General features: G+C 35.3%; 21 protein-coding genes and 1 pseudogene. 11 read left to right on the top strand and 11 right to left on the bottom strand.

Annotated elements, in window-relative coordinates:
- Together I2F23_RS08445 and I2F23_RS08440 are read right to left on the bottom strand one after the other, a co-directional pair.
- A partial coding sequence (locus tag I2F23_RS08445) for a hypothetical protein (RefSeq protein WP_195772160.1) occupies positions 1 to 198 on the bottom strand: 198 nt, incomplete at its 3' end.
- A 405-nt stretch (positions 199 to 603) separates the two neighbouring features.
- Positions 604 to 936 (bottom strand): FKBP-type peptidyl-prolyl cis-trans isomerase, encoded by a 333-nt coding sequence (locus tag I2F23_RS08440; RefSeq protein ID WP_195772157.1) that lies wholly within the window; start codon positions 934 to 936, stop codon positions 604 to 606.
- Between the two features lie 345 nt (positions 937 to 1,281).
- On the opposite strand from I2F23_RS08440, the gene I2F23_RS08435 reads away from it, so the two are divergent.
- Positions 1,282 to 1,539 carry a hypothetical protein gene (locus I2F23_RS08435; RefSeq protein ID WP_195772156.1) on the top strand — a complete coding sequence of 86 codons (258 nt, stop codon included), beginning with the start codon at positions 1,282 to 1,284 and terminating at the stop codon, positions 1,537 to 1,539.
- Positions 1,540 to 1,594: 55 nt separating this feature from the next.
- Here the strand turns inward: I2F23_RS08435 and I2F23_RS08430 are convergent, their stop codons facing one another.
- A complete protein-coding gene (locus I2F23_RS08430) occupies positions 1,595 to 2,116 on the bottom strand; it encodes an acyl-CoA thioesterase (protein WP_195772155.1) in 522 nt (173 codons plus the stop codon).
- A gap of 333 nt (positions 2,117 to 2,449) precedes the next feature.
- Here I2F23_RS08430 and I2F23_RS08425 point away from each other — a divergent pair, with 333 nt between their 5' ends.
- On the top strand, positions 2,450 to 2,935 hold the full coding sequence (locus I2F23_RS08425; RefSeq protein WP_195772154.1) for a hypothetical protein: 486 nt from the start codon (positions 2,450 to 2,452) through the stop codon (positions 2,933 to 2,935).
- A gap of 21 nt (positions 2,936 to 2,956) precedes the next feature.
- Here I2F23_RS08425 and I2F23_RS08420 read toward each other — a convergent pair whose 3' ends face one another.
- Together I2F23_RS08420 and I2F23_RS08415 are read right to left on the bottom strand one after the other, a co-directional pair.
- The gene (locus tag I2F23_RS08420) at positions 2,957 to 3,664 is read right to left on the bottom strand and encodes a glycosyltransferase family 2 protein (protein WP_195772153.1); all 708 of its coding nucleotides are present in this window, start codon (positions 3,662 to 3,664) and stop codon (positions 2,957 to 2,959) included.
- A 63-nt stretch (positions 3,665 to 3,727) separates the two neighbouring features.
- The gene (locus I2F23_RS08415; protein WP_407648012.1) at positions 3,728 to 4,666 is read right to left on the bottom strand and encodes a patatin-like phospholipase family protein; all 939 of its coding nucleotides are present in this window, start codon (positions 4,664 to 4,666) and stop codon (positions 3,728 to 3,730) included.
- Between the two features lie 101 nt (positions 4,667 to 4,767).
- Between I2F23_RS08415 and I2F23_RS08410 the strand changes: the two genes are divergently transcribed.
- Positions 4,768 to 5,571 (top strand): YdcF family protein, encoded by an 804-nt coding sequence (locus I2F23_RS08410; protein ID WP_195772151.1) that lies wholly within the window; start codon positions 4,768 to 4,770, stop codon positions 5,569 to 5,571.
- A 54-nt stretch (positions 5,572 to 5,625) separates the two neighbouring features.
- On the opposite strand, the gene hemL is transcribed toward I2F23_RS08410, so the two are convergent.
- Both hemL and thiE read right to left on the bottom strand, forming a co-directional pair.
- Positions 5,626 to 6,921 carry a glutamate-1-semialdehyde 2,1-aminomutase gene (gene hemL, locus I2F23_RS08405; RefSeq protein WP_195772150.1) on the bottom strand — a complete coding sequence of 432 codons (1,296 nt, stop codon included), beginning with the start codon at positions 6,919 to 6,921 and terminating at the stop codon, positions 5,626 to 5,628.
- 7 nt (positions 6,922 to 6,928) lie between these two features.
- Complete coding sequence (gene thiE / locus I2F23_RS08400; protein WP_195772149.1) at positions 6,929 to 7,552, bottom strand: thiamine phosphate synthase; 624 nt, start codon at positions 7,550 to 7,552, stop codon at positions 6,929 to 6,931.
- Positions 7,553 to 7,746: 194 nt separating this feature from the next.
- Here thiE and I2F23_RS08395 point away from each other — a divergent pair, with 194 nt between their 5' ends.
- From I2F23_RS08395 to I2F23_RS08370, 6 genes and pseudogenes are all read left to right on the top strand, one after another.
- On the top strand, positions 7,747 to 9,231 hold the full coding sequence (locus I2F23_RS08395) for a TolC family protein (RefSeq protein WP_195773993.1): 1,485 nt from the start codon (positions 7,747 to 7,749) through the stop codon (positions 9,229 to 9,231).
- An 18-nt stretch (positions 9,232 to 9,249) separates the two neighbouring features.
- Complete coding sequence (locus tag I2F23_RS08390; RefSeq protein ID WP_195772147.1) at positions 9,250 to 10,317, top strand: HlyD family secretion protein; 1,068 nt, start codon at positions 9,250 to 9,252, stop codon at positions 10,315 to 10,317.
- Positions 10,317 to 11,436 (top strand): annotated as a pseudogene (locus tag I2F23_RS08385) (ABC transporter permease). Before I2F23_RS08390 ends, I2F23_RS08385 begins: the two are co-directional and overlap by 1 nt.
- Positions 11,433 to 12,527 carry an ABC transporter permease gene (locus I2F23_RS08380; protein ID WP_195772146.1) on the top strand — a complete coding sequence of 365 codons (1,095 nt, stop codon included), beginning with the start codon at positions 11,433 to 11,435 and terminating at the stop codon, positions 12,525 to 12,527. The pseudogene I2F23_RS08385 and the gene I2F23_RS08380 overlap by 4 nt, the downstream one beginning before the upstream one ends.
- 183 nt (positions 12,528 to 12,710) lie before the next feature.
- Positions 12,711 to 13,403, top strand: a complete 693-nt coding sequence (gene cuyB / locus I2F23_RS08375) for a cysteate racemase (protein ID WP_195772145.1) — start codon at positions 12,711 to 12,713, stop codon at positions 13,401 to 13,403.
- Positions 13,404 to 13,420: 17 nt separating this feature from the next.
- Positions 13,421 to 14,317, top strand: a complete 897-nt coding sequence (locus I2F23_RS08370) for a LysR substrate-binding domain-containing protein (protein ID WP_195772144.1) — start codon at positions 13,421 to 13,423, stop codon at positions 14,315 to 14,317.
- Between the two features lie 46 nt (positions 14,318 to 14,363).
- Here I2F23_RS08370 and ppk1 read toward each other — a convergent pair whose 3' ends face one another.
- Positions 14,364 to 16,463 carry a polyphosphate kinase 1 gene (gene ppk1 / locus I2F23_RS08365; protein WP_195772143.1) on the bottom strand — a complete coding sequence of 700 codons (2,100 nt, stop codon included), beginning with the start codon at positions 16,461 to 16,463 and terminating at the stop codon, positions 14,364 to 14,366.
- Between the two features lie 115 nt (positions 16,464 to 16,578).
- The gene (gene mtgA / locus I2F23_RS08360; RefSeq protein WP_195772142.1) at positions 16,579 to 17,250 is read right to left on the bottom strand and encodes a monofunctional biosynthetic peptidoglycan transglycosylase; all 672 of its coding nucleotides are present in this window, start codon (positions 17,248 to 17,250) and stop codon (positions 16,579 to 16,581) included.
- A gap of 74 nt (positions 17,251 to 17,324) precedes the next feature.
- Between mtgA and I2F23_RS08355 the strand changes: the two genes are divergently transcribed.
- On the top strand, positions 17,325 to 18,119 hold the full coding sequence (locus tag I2F23_RS08355) for a rhomboid family intramembrane serine protease (RefSeq protein ID WP_195772141.1): 795 nt from the start codon (positions 17,325 to 17,327) through the stop codon (positions 18,117 to 18,119).
- Positions 18,120 to 18,145: 26 nt separating this feature from the next.
- On the opposite strand, the gene I2F23_RS08350 is transcribed toward I2F23_RS08355, so the two are convergent.
- A complete protein-coding gene (locus tag I2F23_RS08350; protein ID WP_195772140.1) occupies positions 18,146 to 18,760 on the bottom strand; it encodes a carbonic anhydrase in 615 nt (204 codons plus the stop codon).
- Positions 18,761 to 18,923: 163 nt separating this feature from the next.
- On the opposite strand from I2F23_RS08350, the gene I2F23_RS08345 reads away from it, so the two are divergent.
- The gene (locus I2F23_RS08345; RefSeq protein WP_195772139.1) at positions 18,924 to 19,940 is read left to right on the top strand and encodes a hypothetical protein; all 1,017 of its coding nucleotides are present in this window, start codon (positions 18,924 to 18,926) and stop codon (positions 19,938 to 19,940) included.
- A gap of 25 nt (positions 19,941 to 19,965) precedes the next feature.
- On the opposite strand, the gene nfuA is transcribed toward I2F23_RS08345, so the two are convergent.
- A complete protein-coding gene (nfuA, locus tag I2F23_RS08340; protein WP_195772159.1) occupies positions 19,966 to 20,604 on the bottom strand; it encodes a Fe-S biogenesis protein NfuA in 639 nt (212 codons plus the stop codon).
- Between the last annotated feature and the right edge of the window lie 82 nt (positions 20,605 to 20,686).

The following is a 20,686-nucleotide window of genomic DNA, read 5'->3' as shown; positions in this document are numbered from 1 at the left end:
TTCAAAGTTTTCTGTGGTTACCGCATAAAATGGAATTAATGCATCATTTGCTTGGTTGGTTACCTCATGATATCCAATGACCGTGAGGGTTGTTGGCTGAATGTGAGGTTTCTTCGCTGCATACAACGACGGAGAAATGCCTAACATGGCTAAACTAACACAGCCGGCAACGACTGAACCTAAAAAACGAGTAAGCATATGAGTTCCATTGAAAATTTTCATAATACTGATGAGGAGATACGCACAAAAATGCGTTTATATATAATGTCGGGATTGGACATGTTTTTTTAATCAGCCATCTTAATATATTGTCAAAAGCTAAACTGAATTTGAGCTTAAAATGGCGATAACCTCCATCTCCAGTTCATGATCGTATGGTAGGCGAGATTGTAACGAATTTATGTGAATAAGCTAGGAAAATATAAACTTTATCTATACTTTTTTTATCTTTAATATCGATTAAAAGTACATAAATTAATCTACCGTTAGATAATATATTTGCGATTAAAATAACTTACAATATGAGATTACACGACTCCACTACTTTGCTTCACTAAAGTAGTGAAAAGTGTATAGAGACTTACATTATACAAACGTATTTTTTCAATCATCTCTTGTTTTTACATCAAATAATTCTATTTCAAACGTTAGATCTGCATGGGCAGGAATAATCTTTCCAATTTTCCTTTCCCCATAAGCTAAATGAGCAGGTACAACCAATTTCCTTTTCCCGCCTACTCTCATTCCCATTATTCCTTGATCCCATCCTTTAATGACACGACCTGTTCCAATCACACATTCAAAATATTGACCACGATCGATAGAGGAATCGAATTTTGTTCCATCTGCTAACCAACCAGTATAATGTGTTGTAATTAAAGCGCCTTTCACAGCTTCTTTACCACCTCCCAACTTAATATCTATAATTTCAAGCATTTACAAATTTACCCAAGTGATTTTCAAGTTGCTATATGATAAAGGAATTCAGATATTTTAGATATCTCATACAAGTAAATTTCTACTTCAGTCTATGGAGTGTAAATTAAATGTAAACCAATTGGTTAAAATTTGCACTAAATATTAACACACCAGATATGCTCTCTTACATCGAAGATATCTTCTTTCACAGCAGAAGTACAAAAGAATCCACTACGTACATTGAAGGTTAATTAACCGTTTTCTTTTGTCAGAAATTCAAAAAAAATCATTTTAATGATTAGTATGAATTATAGATTACGGCTTTAAAGCACGTATTTGTCCGAATAGTTTTGGAGAGATCATATGAAACAAGTAAAAGATATATTTGCAACTCCTTCAACATTTTCAGCCATGAATGCACTCGCACATCAATACTTAACATATCGTACAGAAGTACCTCATCCAATTATATCTACAACCGCTCATGATCATGATTCATCGATCGATTTTCCGCATGTCATTACGCCAGATCCCAAAGCAATACAATATCATCTAAATGGTGCTTCGCATGGAATAGATCCAAGAGGTTATTTACCCAAAACTCAAACAATTCATTATTGATGCATCGCATAATTCAGGCTATTTATACGCTCCTTAATAAATAGCCTCTGTCATACTAGTCTTTATCTTTGTATGTCAGGCTACATGATTTCTTTTTATGATGGTGCAAACGCATTTTCTTGCGTTCTTGAGCCGCCTCAAATCGACAACGCTGCCAATCATTCTCAATATTTAATTGAGGCACAATTTGAGGTTTTCCAGCCTCATCTACAGCAACCATTGTAAAATAACAGCTGTTTGTATGTCGTTGTGCACGTGTACGAATATTTTGAGCTTCAACCCTAATACCTATTTCCATAGAGGTTCTACCCACATGATTTACGGAAGCAAGGAAAGTGACCAACTCACCAACGTGTATAGGTTCTTTAAATGTTACTTGGTCTACTGAAAGAGTAACCACGTAGCTTCCTGAGTATCTGCTTGCACATGCATAAGCAACTTGGTCCAATAGCTTTAAAATTGTTCCACCATGAACGTTTCCAGAAAAGTTAGCCATATCTGGCGTCATTAAAACGGTCATTGTCAGTTCAGACTGATCTTCTGATGAAGGTACAATTTTCTCATCTAATTGGGGCATGCTCTCCATCCTTGACTAAAGTAGCTTCGCTTTTATTATATATGATCTTTTACATAATTAAATGCCTAACCACAGATCGCTTAACCTACAGATCAGTGCAAAAAACACAGATTCAATCTAAGTCTTTCATTTTTTTATTTTATAGAAAATTTCTTCTATACGTTTAGATATATAAATAATTCTTACTCTGTCACAGGTTGGATCACTTTGTCAGCCAGTAACTTAAAGATGACTAACTAAGCCACTACAAAATATATGTAATTTCATCCAATAGAAAATATTATTTATATAGAGAATATGGAATATTCACACACTACTTCTTAAGGAAAAAATATGCTCAGCCTAAAATCTATTGCATTCACAGCATTATTTCTACCATCTTTGGTTCTCGCTGCTCCTACTCAAAATTGTAAAGCAACTTTTCATAACTTTATAGTTGATCGTGAACCAGGTGGATATCCTGTTAACAAAGCTGCTTTAACTGCTGTTAATGCAAAAAGTTGCACTATAAAAAATACAGGTGATAAGGAAATTCTTCTAAGAAATACCAAGATAAACATCTATGACAAGGTAACACATAAACAGCAAAAAGCCATAAGTACCACTGCAATAACTATTGATACCAAACGCCAAATGGCCAATATATTTAACAACTATCTTGGTCTAGATATCGAACTACCTTTTATTAAGAAAGCAAATCAAATTATTATCAAAGTAAATAAACCACCTGTACAAGTATTTGGTCAAGGCGCTGCCCCTTATTACAATTTAAAAAAGGGTGCTGAGTTAATTATTCAGCTACCATCAAATTATAAGTAGAACCTGTTAATGTAGAGCAAACTAGTATTCAGTAGAATAGGATTGCTCTACAAACCTCTTATAGGAGATAAATTTACACTGATTTTTACAATATACTCGACTCTGCGAAGGAGGAGTTAAATTAAACATTTGATAGTGCACTGCAAAGTCAGTGACATAATTTACAGTTATACCCCTATGATGTACATACGGAACTTTAGCATCTTGAACTCTTTTCCAAAGTATTCTATCTCCAACAATGCTTTGACCTTTAGGTTTAAATAACCATGCTGAACATAATTCAAAAGCTGATTTATGAAAAAAATAACAATTGGTATCGACAAAGTGTATGCCGTCAGACTCTTTGCATTGACCTAAATATTGGCCATCGTTTGTATATAAAGCTCGTGATGTTGTCACTACAGGTATTCTATAACGCTTGAAAGTTGAAATCATTGTTTCTAAATGATGAGGTTCATACCAATTATCTGCATCTAAAAAGCAAATTGCATCAAAACCTTGAGCAGATGCAGATGCTGCACCAATACCTCTAGGTGTATCCCCATAATCATTATGATGACTCAATCGAATATGTTCGCAATCCCATTGATCTAATACAGCTTTTGGATAACCATCTGAAACTAAAAAGTGTGTAACATTTGCCTTTTGAATTAATACACTTTGATGACAGCGTATCAATTGTTCCAATGGCTCTTTATAATACGGCGTAATTACAGCAACTCTCATCATTATATTATTGAACGAATTATTGTTTTCGCTCAGCCCTTGCTTTTAATTTCTCCAATTGGTTTATTATTTTAACATCAATGTCTTTTCTTGAATGATATTTTTAAGCAAATTCATCTTAGCTTGGGCAGCAATTAAACCCGCATAGATAGTGCTATCACGTGCTTTAACATCAAAAATATGTGCTTTTTCACGAATATCAGGCTGTATAACAACATCTGCATTTTTTAATTCATTCTGAGATAAGTGCTGTTGCATGATGTTAATATTTTGATTAAAAAGCCCCCACATATTTGTTGTTTCCGTATATTGGGGTTGTTGCAAAATATCCACTGCAATAATTACATCTGCACCTAAATGGCGTGCAACCTCAACCGGTACAGGACTCACTAACCCCCCATCTACATATTCTTTGCCTGCAATTTTAGCAGGGATAAACATACTAGGAATAGCAATTGATGCTTGAACTGCCTGACCTACATTTCCGTAATTAAATACTGTTTTTTGACCTGTTTTCAACTCAGTTGCAACAATATATAAAGGAATTTTCATTTGCTCTAAAGGTAAGTTATCTATTTGCTTATTTACAAAATTGGAAATTTTCTCACCATCTAAAAAACCTTTTTTCGTAAAGGTAATTTCACGTACATCATTCACCTTCATATTTAACGCAATATTTTTAATTTCTTCAGGACTTTTGCCACTTGCATACATTGCACCAACTATACTCCCTGCACTGGTGCCCACAATAAAATCAGGTCGAATTCCCTGATGTTCTAAAGCTTCAATTGCACCAATATGTGCATAGCCTCTAGCCCCACCACTTCCCAAAACAAGGGCAACAACTGGCTTATGCGTCTTCTCTTTTTCATCAAAGAAATTGTAAAAACTCGGTCGATCTTCAGCATTTTCAATCTGTTGAGTATGATCTGTAGGCACCACTTGAGTATAAGCCACTGTAGAAAATAGCAATAAGTACGTCGATATCAGCATCCATATTTTCATATAAAATAACTACAGAACATTCTTTAAAAAATTTGATAAAGTATTCTACTGTTTTCACCGTTTTATGTTTATTCTTTTTCTTTACAAAATTGTTCAAACTAATGAAAATTTTCAAAAAACAATCAAACCTAATCTATAGCCAAATTCCTCTAATGCTTGCAGGTGTTGTATTGGTTACAGCAAATAGCTATCTCCTTTCTCTACAGAAACGAGATCTAAGTATTCTTGCACCATTCATTTTAGGAGTGGTATTTATTATATTAAGTATTGTCTGGGAGCCCATACAAACCTTTCTTGCAAAGCACCCTTATGCAAAAAGAGCATGGCGACTTGCATGGCTTTTCTTTTTCGTTTGGCTTATTACATTAGGTATATTTTTTTGGAAAATACAGCAAAATGTATCGGCAACAAAACATGTACCACATGTAGAAAACATTATGATTTTGGGCTGTGGCGCTATGAATGGTAAACCTACCCCAACATTACAACAACGGTTAGACCGTGCAGCAGCGATTGCCATACAACAGCCTCATACACATATTATCCTCACAGGTGGATACACAACAGATCCAAGTTATAGTGAAGCACAAGTGATGGCTGCGTACTTAAAAGAGAATTATCATATTCCAGATAATCGTATGATCTTAGAAAATGAGAGTACGAGTACTTTTACAAATTTTAAAAATAGTGCGATTGTGATGGAAAAACACCATATTACAAAAGAAATGTCTTTAGCTGTGGTGACTAGCGAGTTTCATGTACCTCGCTCAAAAGCAATTGGAGAAAAACAAGGTTACACGAACCTGTATATGGTCAGTGCCTCAACCCCCTTACTTACAAGATATAACCTTTGGTTTAGAGAGTATTTCGCAACAATTCATGCAAAACTACTTAAAGAGTTTTAAATTCTTTTTTATAGGTGAGGATAGCTAGACTACCCTCACCTAACTATATCCCACTTATTTATTCATTTCTAAAAAGACTTCTTTCGCCATTTTTACTGTAAAGTCGATATCTTCATCTGTGTGGGCAGCAGAAATAAAACCAGCTTCAAATGCCGACGGCGCAAGATTTACACCACGATCTAGCATGCCATGGAAAAATACTTTGAATGCTTCAGCATCACATTTCAGAATATCATCAAAACTTGTAATTTCAGATTGATTGGTGAAGTAAAGTCCAAACATTGCACCCGCCTGTTCAGTCTTAAACGGTATGCCTACTTCATCTGCAACTTGCTGTAAACCTTTTAATAACTGAGTGAGTTTTTCAGTCAAATTTTTATAAAAGTTAGGTTCACGTAGATGCTTAAACATGGTAATTCCTGCACGCATTGCAAGCGGGTTTCCAGAAAGCGTACCTGCTTGGTATACACCACCTAAAGGTGCAATACACTCCATAATTTCACGTTTACCACCAAACGCTCCCACAGGCAGGCCTGCACCAATAATTTTTCCAAGTGTGGTTAAATCTGGTGTTACACCATAATATGCCTGTGCACCTCCTAAAGAGACACGAAAACCTGTCATGACTTCATCAATAATAAATACTGAATGATATGTATCGCATACTTCACGAATGGCTTCTAAGAAGCCCGCAATCGGTTTAACTAAGTTCATGTTTCCTGCAACAGGCTCAACAATAACCCCAGCAATTTCTGAACCATATTCCTTAAAACATGCATGAAGTGCTTCAATATCATTATAAGGTAGTGTAATTGTGTGCTTTGCAAAGTCGGCTGGCACGCCTTTCGATGTTGGCTCGCCCAATGTTAGTAAGCCTGAGCCTGCTTTCACCAATAATGAGTCTGAGTGACCATGATAGCAACCTTCAAATTTTACGATTTTGTCGCGCCCAGTATAGCCACGTGCAAGACGAATTGCAGACATTGTTGCTTCTGTACCAGAGTTTGTCATACGTACCATTTCAATTGAAGGTACGACTTCACAAATGATGTCTGCAAGTGTTGTTTCATGCACTGTCGGTGCACCAAAACTTAAACCATCTTCTGCTGCTGTTTGTACAGCATGAATAATGTCTGGATGTGCATGCCCTAAAATCATTGGTCCCCAAGAACCGATATAGTCGACATATTTTTTACCATCGACATCCCAAAGATATGCACCTTTTGCTTTCTCAATAAATACAGGTGTACCACCCACACCATTAAAAGCACGTACAGGGGAATTTACACCACCTGGAATATGTTTACTTGCTTGTTCAAAGAGTTGTACTTGTTTCGTAGAAAGTCCCATTTTTTGCTCACTTTTCCTCAATATGAAATCGTTTTGTCCATGCATCAATACGTGCAGGAATATCTTGAATATTTCTTCCCAATACATCGCTAATGACAGCGCATAGATCCGCACCTGCATCAATCACAGGTTGTGCATTTTCTACAGTCAAACCACCAATTGCACAAATAGGTATATCAAATATTTTTCGTGCCTGTCTTACAATCTCAATACCAAAATTCCCTGCTTCGGGTTTTGTCGCTGTCGCAAAAATAGCGCCAAAAGCCACATAGGTAGCACCTTCAGCAATTGCAGATTCTGCAAAATCTAAAGAGTTTTTGCACGTTCTACCGATAATTTGATGCTTTGGTAACTGTCGAACAGCATCAACAATTTCTCCATCTCCTTGCCCTAAATGTACGCCTAAATCAAATTTTACAGCGAGGGCAAGATTATCATTAATAACAAATGGGGTTTGATACTGCTCACACAATATTTTAATTCTTTCAACTTCTTCAAGTTGTATTTCAAAACTTACTTTTTTACGTCGATATTGTAAAATTGCAATTTGACCTGTTGCTAAAGCAATTTTTAGTTTTTCAAAAAGAATAGGAAAAGGATCATCATTGGTAATAAGATAAAGTCCTCGCATACATGCCTCAGGTGCAAATGGTAACGAAGTTCGATTTTACGCACTTCAATTTTAAATTTCCAATGTTCTCACTTACCATAATAAACTTTGTTCACTTCACAAGTGAATGTACTATACTCTCTGCTACAACAGGAAAATAACGATCAAAACTAAAGACCTATGACCCTATGCAAAATTTCTATTTCTTAAAATTTATGCCAAAAAATAAAACAGACTTAGGCCACAAGATTTCTAAATATTTTTTATTTGCTTTAGGAGTAACGTATTTACAGCATGGTTTTGCTTATGACTTAAGCTATCAACAAGCTGAACAACAAATATTGCATGAAAGTTATACTACACAAGCAAGCCAGAATTTACAGCACGCTTCGCAACTAAATGCTGAAGCAGTTAAACATGCTGGACTACCAAATATTAACTTCAACGTACGCGCTTATGCTTTTCGTGCTGAACAAAATATTCCTTTGACGACGCTTAAAAACAATATTAATCAAAGTATTTCTCAAAATTTAAATAGCCAAATTTCGACAGTTGGCTCACAACTTGGAATAAATCAAGACGCGATTGCACAAATTAGCCAAACTGCAGACCAGAATATCTCCGATGGAATAAATAACCTCATTCCTGATCAAACCAACCTTGTGGTAAAAGATCATGATATTCGCCCAACCATTTCTATCATTATGCCACTGTATACAGGTGGCCTCATCTCAGCGACTAAGAATTTAGCGGCTTTGCAAGCAACACGTGGGGAGATTACTGTACAACAGCAAGAAGACAATCAACGATTCGAAATTATACAAAATTATTTTAATGTTCAATTACAAGAAAAATTAGTCGATATTGCACAATTTAATGCAGATGCGATGCAAAAACACGTTAACAATGCAATAAAACTTGAGCAGCAAGGGTTTATTAGTAAAGGACAACGCATGCAATTTGAAGTGGCATATAATAATTCATTAAGAACATTAGATAATTTAGAAATTCAACTTAAACAAAGTCATTTTGCATTACAACAACTTCTTCAAAATACACAATCTTTTCATTTAACTACACCACTTTTTATCAATAGTTCAATGAGTCAACCATTAACCGTTTTATATAATCAACTTGAACAGAAATCTACTTTACTCAAAAAAATGCAAATGGATACCCAACTGGCTGATCAAAATATTAAAATTCAACGTGCCTCACAAAAACCAACCCTTTATGCTTTTGGAGAGTACGTTATTGACAATAAAGAAAACTGGGTCGTTGGTATTGCAGCAAAATATAATCTCTTTTCAGGCATAGACCATAAAAAACAAGTTCAAGCAGCAGCGCTGCAAAGAGATGCAAGCACACTTGCAACAGAACGCGCTAAGCAAGAATTACAGAGTTTAATTTTTAAAGCATATACTACCATGGAAGGTGCACAACATACGCACCGTTTAATACAAGAAAACATGCAGGCCGCTCAAGAAAATCTGCGTATTCAAACACTATCTTTTAAAGAAAATATGGGAACTGCTACCCAAGTGGTCGATGCAGAAAATATCTATCATGCCATGCAAGCAGAATCTGCAATGAATGCTTATAAATATATTTTGGCACTTGCGGCACTTTTACAAGCGAATGGCTCTATTCAGCAGTTTCCCCAATATATCAATCAATCAAATACGATGTTTATTCATTAATATATTTAAGAGAATTTCATGAGCCAACAATACAATGAGAAGAATGCTCCGACTGAGCACAGGTCAGAAGAGAAACCTGCAAAAGAAACAAAGCAATCTAAAAAATTACTCAAGATATTTATTTTAATTATTATTATCTTACTCCTTTTAATACTTATTGGCTTTGGTTTATGGAAAGCTTATCAACCTGAACAGGTTTCCGTTCAAGGTCGTGTACAAGCAGAAGTGATTCATGTCAGTACAAAATTAATTAGCCGTATTGATGAGATTTATGTTTCTGAAGGTCAAGTCGTAGAAAAAGACCAACCTCTTGCCCGTTTACATAGTCCAGAAATTGATGCAAAAAAACAGCAAGCAATGGCATCTTTACAATCTGCTTTGGCCTTACAGGCCACTACAAATCGTGGCACACGCGAAGAAAATCTAGCTAGCCTATATGCAAACTGGCAAAGTTTAAAAGCTCAACAACAACTTGCACACACGACTTATGAACGTGGTGCAAACCTTTATAAAGAAGGTGTTATTTCTAGACAGCGTCGAGATGAAATGTATGCTGCACAGCAATCATCTGCACAAATGACTGAAGCTGCCTATCAACAATATAAGCGTGCAAAAGACGGCAGTACAACTGAACAGAAATCAATGGCAGATGCACAAGTTGAAATTGCTCAAGCTGCTGTCAATGAAGTTAATGCGTTAGAATCTGAAACTCAGTTACGCTCTCCCATTCGTGGAACAATTTCAAATATTTATGGCAATGCCTCTGAACTTGTTGCTACAGGTGTCCCTGTCATTGATATCATAGATACTGCTCACCTTTGGGTAAGTTTAAATATCCGTGAAGATCAATATTCAAATATTTATAAAAAAAATAATATTGAAGGATATGTACCCGCTCTTAACCAAAACATGAGCTTTAAAATTGAAAATATAGATCCTCAAGGTAACTTTGCAACGATTAAGACAACGCGCCAAACAGGTGGGTACGATATTCGTAGCTTTAAACTTCATCTCATCCCTGAAAATCGTGATATTCCTCTCAAAGAAGGCATGAGTGTAATCTTTAAAGTACAAGAGGGTCACTAATGTTTAAAGCAATTTGGAGAGAGCTGTTTTATCTAAAGACCCACCCGTGGGATCTCTCAATGCTAACCATTGCACCCCTGCTTATTATTATCATTTTTAGCAGTATGCTTATGGAAGGTAAGCCAGAGCACCTCCCTATTGCAATTATTGATCAAGATCATAGTCAACTGAGCAGAAAAATTACAGATTATTTAGCATTAAATCATTCACTGCATATACAACTAGAAACAAACGACCAAAATGAAGCTGAAGATGCACTAAATAAAACACAGGTGTGGGGCTATGTTCTTATTCCAGATGGTGCAGAAAAGCGTTTAGTACAAGGACAAGATGCCCAGATTGCCATCACTTATAATCAGTCTTTTTTTAGTATTGGAAATACTATATCATCGGCAATGCTTCAATCTACAGCTGAGGCAAGCCTAGATTTTCTTAAAAATAATCATCTTAGAAACAATATTCCTTACTTAGATATTTCTGCACCTCATATTAAAATTTCTCCCCTATTTAACCCAACATTAAATTATGAGTTGTTTTTAGAACCTTTTCTTATTCCTGCACTTCTTCACCTTATTATCTGTTGCTCTATTGCATTTTCTGTAGGACAAGAGATGAAGTTTAAAACCATAAAACAATGGTTAGATCAAACCTCACTGAGCCAAGCCATTTTTGCTAAATCTCTTGTCCATACCATCATTTTATTTGCTTGGTCACTCGTTTGGTTATTCTGGCTTACCGTTATTCGTGGCTGGTTTATTGCTGGTAATGTATTACTTTTATTATGTGCTTTATTTGAGTTATGCACTCGTTATTACTGCAGTAACACTCATCTTAAAAGATTTAACACGCACATTTGGCCTGATTGCAATTTATGGAGGATCTTCTTTAAGTTTTGCTGGTGTTACCCTCCCTCTAAATAATGCACCACTCTTTACGCAATTTTGGTCAAATTTAATTCCCTATACACCATACGTAAAATTACAAACCGAACAATGGGTTGTTGGTAGCCCTATACAAGTGTCCATCCCTCCCTTTTTACTACTTATTCTTTTTTGTCTTATCGGCTATATACTCTCTTTATTCTGCTTAAAAAAAATAAGCAAGCAGGCTGAAATATGAAGTCATTTATTTTTTACTTTTTTAAAACGTTTAAAGATATAAAAGGCTTCTCTGCCGTGTTTACAACATTGGTGCTTGGTTCAATATTATACGGTTTCTTCTATCCAACAGCATATAAAGCGCAACAGGCTGAAAATTTACCGATTATCGTTGTAGATCAAGATCAGAGTGTCTTAACAAATCAAATTATTAGTACGATCCGCTCTAATCCTAATATTCAAATTACTGAAGTGACCTCCAACTTTTTAGAAGCACAGCAACATGTTCAAGCTCAAAAAGCAGATGCAATTTTACTTCTTCCAGAAAAGCTATCTTCCGATTTATTGGCAAATCCTAAAAGTACTGGCATCGGCCTATATCTTAGTTCGGCATATTTAATTCGTGTAAAGCAAATTGCATCAGGATTAGCTGTCTCTTTAGAAGATGTCATACAAAACCATATAGAACAGTTTGGCAAAATTAGTCATTTCCGCCTTGAATTGCCTATCCATCAAATTCCGTTATTTAATACACTTTCAGGTTATGGAAGTTATATTTTTCCTTCGGTAGCGCCTTTAATTATCCATCAAACTATTTTACTCGGTGTAGGTATGCTTATAGCAGGCTACAGAGAAAAGTTTATTTGGAAACCCCGACCAAGTGAGTTTTTTGGTTTCTTTACAGCAATTTTCACGATTGGTTGTTTGGCATGCTTTTATTTATTTGGTTTTATATTTTGGCTATACGACTATCCAAGAGGTGGTAATTTTTTAGGTATGCTGATTGCTGTACCTATATTTATAACGTGTGTCATTGGGTTAAGCATGTTTATTGCCACGTTTTTCGATATGCCTGAGCGTGTTGGTCATGTGCTTGTTCCTACATCTATTGTACTTTTTTTATTAAGTGGTACATCTTGGCCACTTCAATCTATGCCACTCTTTTTGCAATGGTTTAGTCTTTGCCTACCTTCAACACATGCGATTCAAATGTTTGTTCAACTCAATCAAATGGGGGTACCTGTTGCAATTGTAATCCCTAAGCTTTTATTTTTAAGTGTAACGGGTGTTTTATTATTAATACTGGCCTATATTAGACTGCATAAAAGATAATATACGATGCAAAAATTGCATAAATGATGCAGAAAAATAACGTTAAAGCATGCCTCTATAGTATTTCGGTGTATAAACTATTTTTAGCTATGCCTAATACAAATATATTATCTATTTTTTGCATTTCGTAGACTTAAAACTTACCCATACTAAATCATCTTTTACAGTTTAGAGGATTTAGTAATGAAACCAGCTATTGGAATTCTTGGCGGTATGGGCCCTCAAGCGACTGTCGATACAATCAATAAAATCATTAAAAATACTTCTGCTCATTGTGACCAAGAGCATATTCCTACAATTACAGTATCAATTCCCGATATTCCAGATCGTACAGAATCTATCTTTTTAAAAAACAATAAGCCTTTAGAAAAAATGATTTCTTATCTAAAAATTTTAGAAGCCACGCATGTAGGTTGTATTATTATTCCGTGTAATACTGCACACTTTTGGTTTGACGATCTTCAAAAACAAACACTTATTAAAATGATTAGTATTATAGAAGCCACGATTACTCATTTAAAAAATACCAACACCAAGAAAGTATATATTTTGGCAACTTCAGCAACCATTCACGCGCAGCTCTATCAGAAAAAATTGGCCGAACAGCACATTGAATATGAAGTTCCTTCGGAAGAAGTTCAGCAAAAAATTATGAAAAATATTTACCAATATAAGTCAGGACAGCATGATCTCGTTAAGCAAAATATGAAGGAAATTATCCAGCATTACGCAATATCAGAAGGTGAAAAGTTTTTACTGGCTTGCACAGAGATACCTCTTATATTAGAAGAAATCATGTTAGAAAAACCAAAATCTTTTGTCGACACTACAGACATATTAGTTAAAAATGCAATTCAATTCTATCAAAATCAATAATCCGTAATGGTTAAAACATGATACAAAATATTGAATTAAAGTGGTTATATGACGTATTGACGCTAGAAAAACATCGCAACTTTACGCTTGCAGCAGATCTTAGACATGTCTCACAATCATCGCTGAGTAGACGAATTCAGACATTAGAAAAATCGTTGGGTTTTCATATCTTTGATAGGCAGACTTCTCCTCTACAACTTACTGAAGAAGGTAAATTATTTATTTTAAATGTAAGAAATTTACTCAGTGATTTTGAATACAATATTGAGAAAATTAAAGGAACCAGTGACCTTCGAAGTAAAATTAAAATTGCTTCAGCACATTCGTTATCGGGTCATTTATTTCCCAAGATATTGAAAAATTTAAAGAACTATACAGATAAAACATTTTATGTAGAAGCGATTGATGTGAATCAAACAGTGGATTATTTAAAAAATGGAACGTGTGATTTTATTATGTCATTTTATGACCCGAGTTTAATGAACTCAAACTTTTTATGTCATCAATTATTTTCTGCAAAGCTCTACCTCGTTACAGGTACAGATACATCTGGTTTTCCCAAATTTTCTTTAGAAGACGAAAGTTTTCCTTTTATGAGTTATACAGATGAGAGTTACATGGGCAAGCAAGTTAATCAGTTTTTACAAACACAGCAAACTCATCACTTCGACACCAATTTTGTATCGTCCATGAGTACCTTACTCAAAGACATGATAAAACATGGATACGGCGTAGGTTGGTTACCCAATTATAGTATTCAAGAGGAATTAAAACATCACACCCTCTCAATTCTTCCACTAAAAAATGCTGTACTTCCTGTAGAGATTTACCTCTATCGGCATAATACGAGACTAAATATAGAGCTAGAAAATTTTTGGAATTTTATAAAACTGATAGACTGGGACATTGAATAAAATCAACTGCTTTTTAAAAAGCAGTTGATGCATAGAGCTGAATTATTTAACGAAATGATTCAATTAGGACTTGCTGAGCATTATGTGGAAGCTCATTTTCAGGTCTCTGTACGCGTGTCCAAGATCCATCCCCACTTAACACCCAAGCACGCTCATTGTCCTTGAGATAATTTAACAGACCTTGTTGATAAATATATTTTCTTAAAGTCGGGTCTTCAATTGGAAAACATGCTTCAACACGATTAAATAGATTACGATTCATCCAGTCCGCACTAGACCCATATACCCGTGGATGACCGTCGTTGCTGAAATAAAATACACGTGTATGCTCCAAGAAACGACCAACAATAGAACGTACGTTAATATTTTCAGATAAACCTGGTAATCCTGGGCGTAAGCAACAGATCGAACGAATAATTAAATCAATTTTTACACCTGCTTGAGATGCTTCATATAACTTATTAATAAGTTGAACTTCGGTCAGTGCATTCACTTTAACAATAATATGCGCATCTTTGCCTGCTCGAGCATGTGCAATTTCATCGTCAATAAAGCCAAGTAAATGACTATGCAAGGTAAACGGTGCATGCAATAACTTTTTAAGCTTTGCCATTTTCCCCATACCTGTCAGCTCTTGGAATATACGATGTACATCTTCACATAACTCTTTGCCTGTTGTTAACAGACCATAGTCTGTATACATACGTGCATTACCTGCATGGTAATTTCCCGTACCTAAGTGTGCATAACGTGCAAGTTTATTATTCTCACGGCGGATCACTAAAATCATTTTGGCATGTGTCTTATAACCCACAATACCATACACCACCACAGCACCCGCTTCTTGTAAAACATTTGCTACCGCAATATTCGACTCTTCGTCAAAGCGTGCTCTTAACTCAATAACAGCCGTTACTTCTTTACCATTTCTAGCGGCTTCAGCGAGCAACTGTACAATTTCAGAATCAGGACCACTTCGATATAATGTTTGCTTAATAGCCAATACTTTTGGATCACGTGCAGCTTCTCGAAGCAATGTAATTACAGGTGCAAAAGACTCAAAAGGATGATGAAGTAAAATATCTTGCTTCTTCATAGCAGAAAAAATATTTTCCGACTTGCGAAGAACTTTTGGGATCACTGGTGTATATGCCGCATATTTCAAATGAGGGCGTTTAAAGTTTGAAACCAAGCGTGCCAAGTTTACAGGACCATCAACTTTATATAATTGCTCTTCATGTAGCTCAAATTCATTCAGTAAATACTGATAAATATGCTTTGGACAGCTTTGTGTTACTTCTAAACGTACAGCACGACCAAAGCGACGAGAACTAAGCTCGCCTTTTAATGCAATTGCGAGGTCTTCAACATCTTCATTAAGCTCTAAATCGGCATTTCGTGTAACTCTGAATTGATAGCAACCGGTTGCCGTCATACCAGGAAATAAATCAGAAACATGCTCATGAATAATCGCAGACAGCATCACATGATGCTCTTTTCCATCTGTCAATTCATCAGGTAATCGTACGACACGTGGTAAAGACCTTGGTGCAGGAACAACAGCTAAATCAATTTGCCGACCAAAAGCATCTTTGCCTTCTAATGTCACAATAAAGTTTAAGCTTTTGTTCACCAATCGTGGAAATGGATGTGCAGGATCTAAACTAATCGGTGTTAAAACAGGTGCAACTTGATCATGGAAATATTTCTTTACCCATGCAGTTTGTGCAGGTGACAACTCTCCACGGCGTAAAAAACAAATATCCTCTTCTCTAAGTTTAGGTAAGATTTCCTGATTTAGAATTCTATACTGACGCTCAATCGCTTCATGCGCTGTCTTAGAAATTTGTTCTAAGACTTGTTTTGGTGTAAGACCATCTGGTGTATAGCTGTCATTTCCTAAGGTTAACTGCTCCATCACACCTGCAACACGAATTTCGAAAAATTCATCCATATTGCGAGAAAAAATAAGTAAGAAATTTAATCTTTCTAAAAGCGGATGAAGCGGATCAACAGCCTGTTCTAAGACCCGTAAATGAAAATCTAAAATGGATAATTCACGATTAATATATCGTTCATTATACGTATATTCAGGGAGATTCGTATCTTCTGCGTGACCGTCCACTGCATGCGCCTCTATATTCATACATTATTCCATAACAAACATTATGCGATGTTCTTATTCAATTGTCCTTTATAATTATGGCAATTTGATAAATAAATGCATAATTCCTAAACAAATAATACATCTATTTTATTTATTATGGTATTGGACTTGAGTCAATATATTTTCGAATAAAACGTTCTCTAAAATGTAGTCTTGGATGGTTTGGATGATTTTGAAAATATTTTGGATTAGGTAATAAAGCTGCTAGAAAAATTGCTTGCTGTTTCGTTAAATTACGACTGTTTTTATGAAAATAATATTGTGATGCAGCTTCAATACCATATATATTTTCACCAAACTCTACAGAGTTCAAATATACTTCTAATATACGTTGCTTTGACCAAAGGCTTTCCATCATTACTGTAATAATAGCTTCTTCAAATTTTCTCACATAAGAACGCTGATTAAATAAAAATAAATTCTTTGCCAACTGCTGAGAAATCGTTGAACCACCTGCAACAATAGTTTCATTCTTTTCATTGCGCTCAAGCGCATATTGCATACCGTCCCAATCAAAACCATGATGTTCAAGAAATTTACCATCTTCACCCGCGATGACAGCTTGCTTTATATAAGGGCTCATATTTTTATAATTCACCCATTCATGTTGTGCTTCTTCAGTATTTTGCCAAGAATTTACAATCATTAACATCGTGGTTTCTACAGGATTGAATTTCCACCAAAATAATGCAGCAAACACACAAATCTGTATTAAAAAGAAAAGAACAAACAAGAGTTTAAGCATACGCGATAAGATACGTTTCATGAATGTAACTTTCTCCAAACCACAGGTTCTGTTAAGCTGATATTGAAAAATTTTCCAAGAATAGCACGTCTAAAATGCAACAACCTTTATTTTACAAAAGTAAATTAGATCTACAACTTTGGTGGGCAACCGCATTTATCATTATCGTCAATGTCGGTTTATATCTTCTACAAATTACAGCAGGTGTAAATAGTAGCAACCCAAGTTTGTTAGATGCGATTAGATGGGGTGCTGATTATCCACCGCTAACCTTAATTTATGAACCCTATCGCCTATTTACATGCATGTTTTTTCATTTTGGCTTCATTCATTTGGCTTTAAACATGTGGTCGCTTTATATTTTTGGAAAAATTGCAGAACAAATTTATGGTCGTTTTTATTATATTTGTTTATATCTTCTTGCTGGGCTGACAGGCAGTTTACTAAGTAACTGGATAACTATAGAAAATAGCTACCATCTGCTACATGTGTTCTCTGTCGATTTATTACCTACAGTTAATGGTGGTGCATCGGGTGCAATTATGGGTCTTGGAGGCGCACTTACTATTCTTTCTTTTTTTCCTCCTGCTCCTCAGCAACCATTTATTCTGAGTAAAAAAGTATTACTTTGGGTCATGCTCATTAATTTATCGGTAGGTTTTATTACCCCAAATATTAACAACATGGCACATATTGGTGGAATTCTTATGGGGGTTATACTCAGTCTCATCTGGTATTTTTCTCAGAGAAAAAACACCTCATTAAAACTTATTATAGGTATTATATTTGGAATATTACTTAATTTAATGATTTATTTATATTGTGAATATAAGTTAAAGGATATCTATTTATTATGGATGGATATTTTAAATAACCACCCATTTCAATAAATTATAAAATTTAGTGATTTAATTTACTAAAAATCAAAGAATGTGACTTCACCCGTCTCTAAAGAATACTCTGCACCAATAACTTTTAATTTACCTTGGGCAATTAAATGCTCTAGTACTGAAGAACCATGGCGCAATTGATTAACCGATGCAAATACATTAGAACGCACGGCATGTTCGCATAGCTTTGGTAAATCATCTTTTAATTCTGTTTGCATCAAAATTTCAACAGATGGACGAACACGATTTACAATAGACATTAAGTTATTAGATGGTGGCTGATTTGGATTACGTAAAGTATCAATCGTTGCTTTAATTGCACCACAATGACTATGACCTAAAACAACAACCACTGCACAGTCGTAACGTTCTGCTGCAAACTCTACGCTGCCTACCTGAGATGGCGCTACAATATTTCCTGCAACACGAATTACAAAAAGATCTCCTAACCCTTGGTCAAAAATGATTTCTGCAGGTACTCGTGAGTCAGAACAGCCAAGTACAATTGCAAATGGATTTTGGTCTGCTGTTAATTGAGAGCGATGTTCTTGAGAAATTAAATCTGGAATAGATGACTTACCATTTGCAAAACGCTGATTCCCTTGTCTTAAACGGTCCAATGCTTCTTGAGCTGTAAGCATGATTTTTCCTATTTCGTTATCAAAATAATTAATGATTTGTATTCTAGGGCGCACTATGAAACTTGTCACTGACTAAAAACGTCGCCATAGTAAATTCAATTAAAAAAATATTTTCTTGCCTCATGTATACTTCTATACATGGTCTTTACAACAAAATAGCGATATGAAGCAATCTCCTAAACATCCTATGATTGAACAGCTTATTCAATCGCAAATTCTTTTTTTAGAGCAATTCTGTAAAAATCACAGTTCAATTCAAACAGAAGGTGAACACTTATATCAATGGTTGTCACAAAAGCAACTGCAAGATTTTTTAACTGATGAGCAAATTATTCGTTATATTCGAGAGTGTTTTTTAAAAAATCCTATTCCTCATAATCTGTTAATGCATTTTGCAAAGCAAATGCAATTATGTGCAACACATACACTCAATGAAGAGTCTCAAATCCAAGAAGTTATTCAAGTCATGGCTATTGACCGTTTAGCGTCTTTTATTGCAGAACAAACACACCTAAGATCATCCATTATTCACTTTATGGTTCATCATCAGTCATTTTCAACAATTATGTCTGAGCTTCTCAACCACGCCATTCAAAATTATTTTGAAGAAACATTGGCTTCAAAAGCCCCTTCTCATGTAAATCGGTTTATGAAAATGGGGAAATCTATGTTTGAAAATATGACCGATGCAACTTTCGAAAAAACGATTACGCAATATATAGAAAAAAATATTCCTAAAATTAGGCAATTAAGTGAATACGTACTTGTTAACCACTTGACGAATGAACGTGTTTATCATTTACAAGCTGAATTATGGCACCAAATAAAAGAAAAAAAATTAGTTGAGTTAAATGAATTCTTAAATTCGAACGATTATCCTGAACTGATTTCTATCATCAATGATTTTTGGAATGGTCTACGCGAAACAAACTATTTCAATACAGTCATCTCTGATCATATCTACCAATGGTATGAACTACATAAAACACAAAAATTAGAGTATTTTTTTAACCTTTTAGGGTTAAACCATCAAGCTATACAGACCGAAATAATCATGCTTTTTACACCAGTCATCGGAAAATTAATTAACGATGGCTATTTAAAATCACGCCTCTACCCTATTTTGGAGGCTTTTTATGCACAAGATGATGTACAAGCATGTCTAAAACAAATTCAATAAAAAAGGCGCTTTATGCGCCTTTTTCTTATTTATAGTATGCACCTTCAGCTTGTGAATGGTCAGTCTCATCAATCACACGTTGCAATTCTGGAATATATTCACGTAGTGTCGTTTCAACACCTTGCTTCAAAGTGACATCAATTGCCGAACATCCTTGACAACCGCCACCAAATTTCAAGATTGCAGTTAGACCATGTGTTTCATCGTCTTTAACAGCTACGAGACTACAATTACCCCCATGACTTGCCAAACCTGGATTAATTTCCGATTGTAGTACGTAAGTAATACGCTCTTCCATTGAAGCATCTGGCCCAACACGAGGCACTTTAGAGTTCGGTGCGCGAAAGGTAAGTTGCCCACCAAAACGGTCTTTATTATAGTCAATGACCGCATCTCTTAAATATGGAATAGATGGCGAATCAATAAATGCTGGAAAATCTGGGTATTCTTGTCGATAATCCGTTTCTACAACTTCATCAGGAGCACTATATGCCATACAACATTCAGCGCGCGGTGTTCCTGCATTTTCTACAAATACACGAACCCCAATACCAGGCGTATTTTGCTTAGCCAATAATTCACCCAAGTACTCTTGCGCAGACGGAGTGATTAAGAGATTCGGCATCTCTTCATTTGCTGTCTGAGTCATGTTGTCGTTTTCCATAGACATCGTATCTTTCCTCAACCTGAAGTACCTAGTTTAACTGAAGATATGGGGTAATTGCCAAAAATCAACTTATTTTGTC

It is taken from the genome of Acinetobacter pollinis (assembly GCF_015627175.1).
Classification (GTDB): domain Bacteria; phylum Pseudomonadota; class Gammaproteobacteria; order Pseudomonadales; family Moraxellaceae; genus Acinetobacter; species Acinetobacter pollinis.
This window is presented reverse-complemented; position numbering and strand designations above follow the sequence as displayed.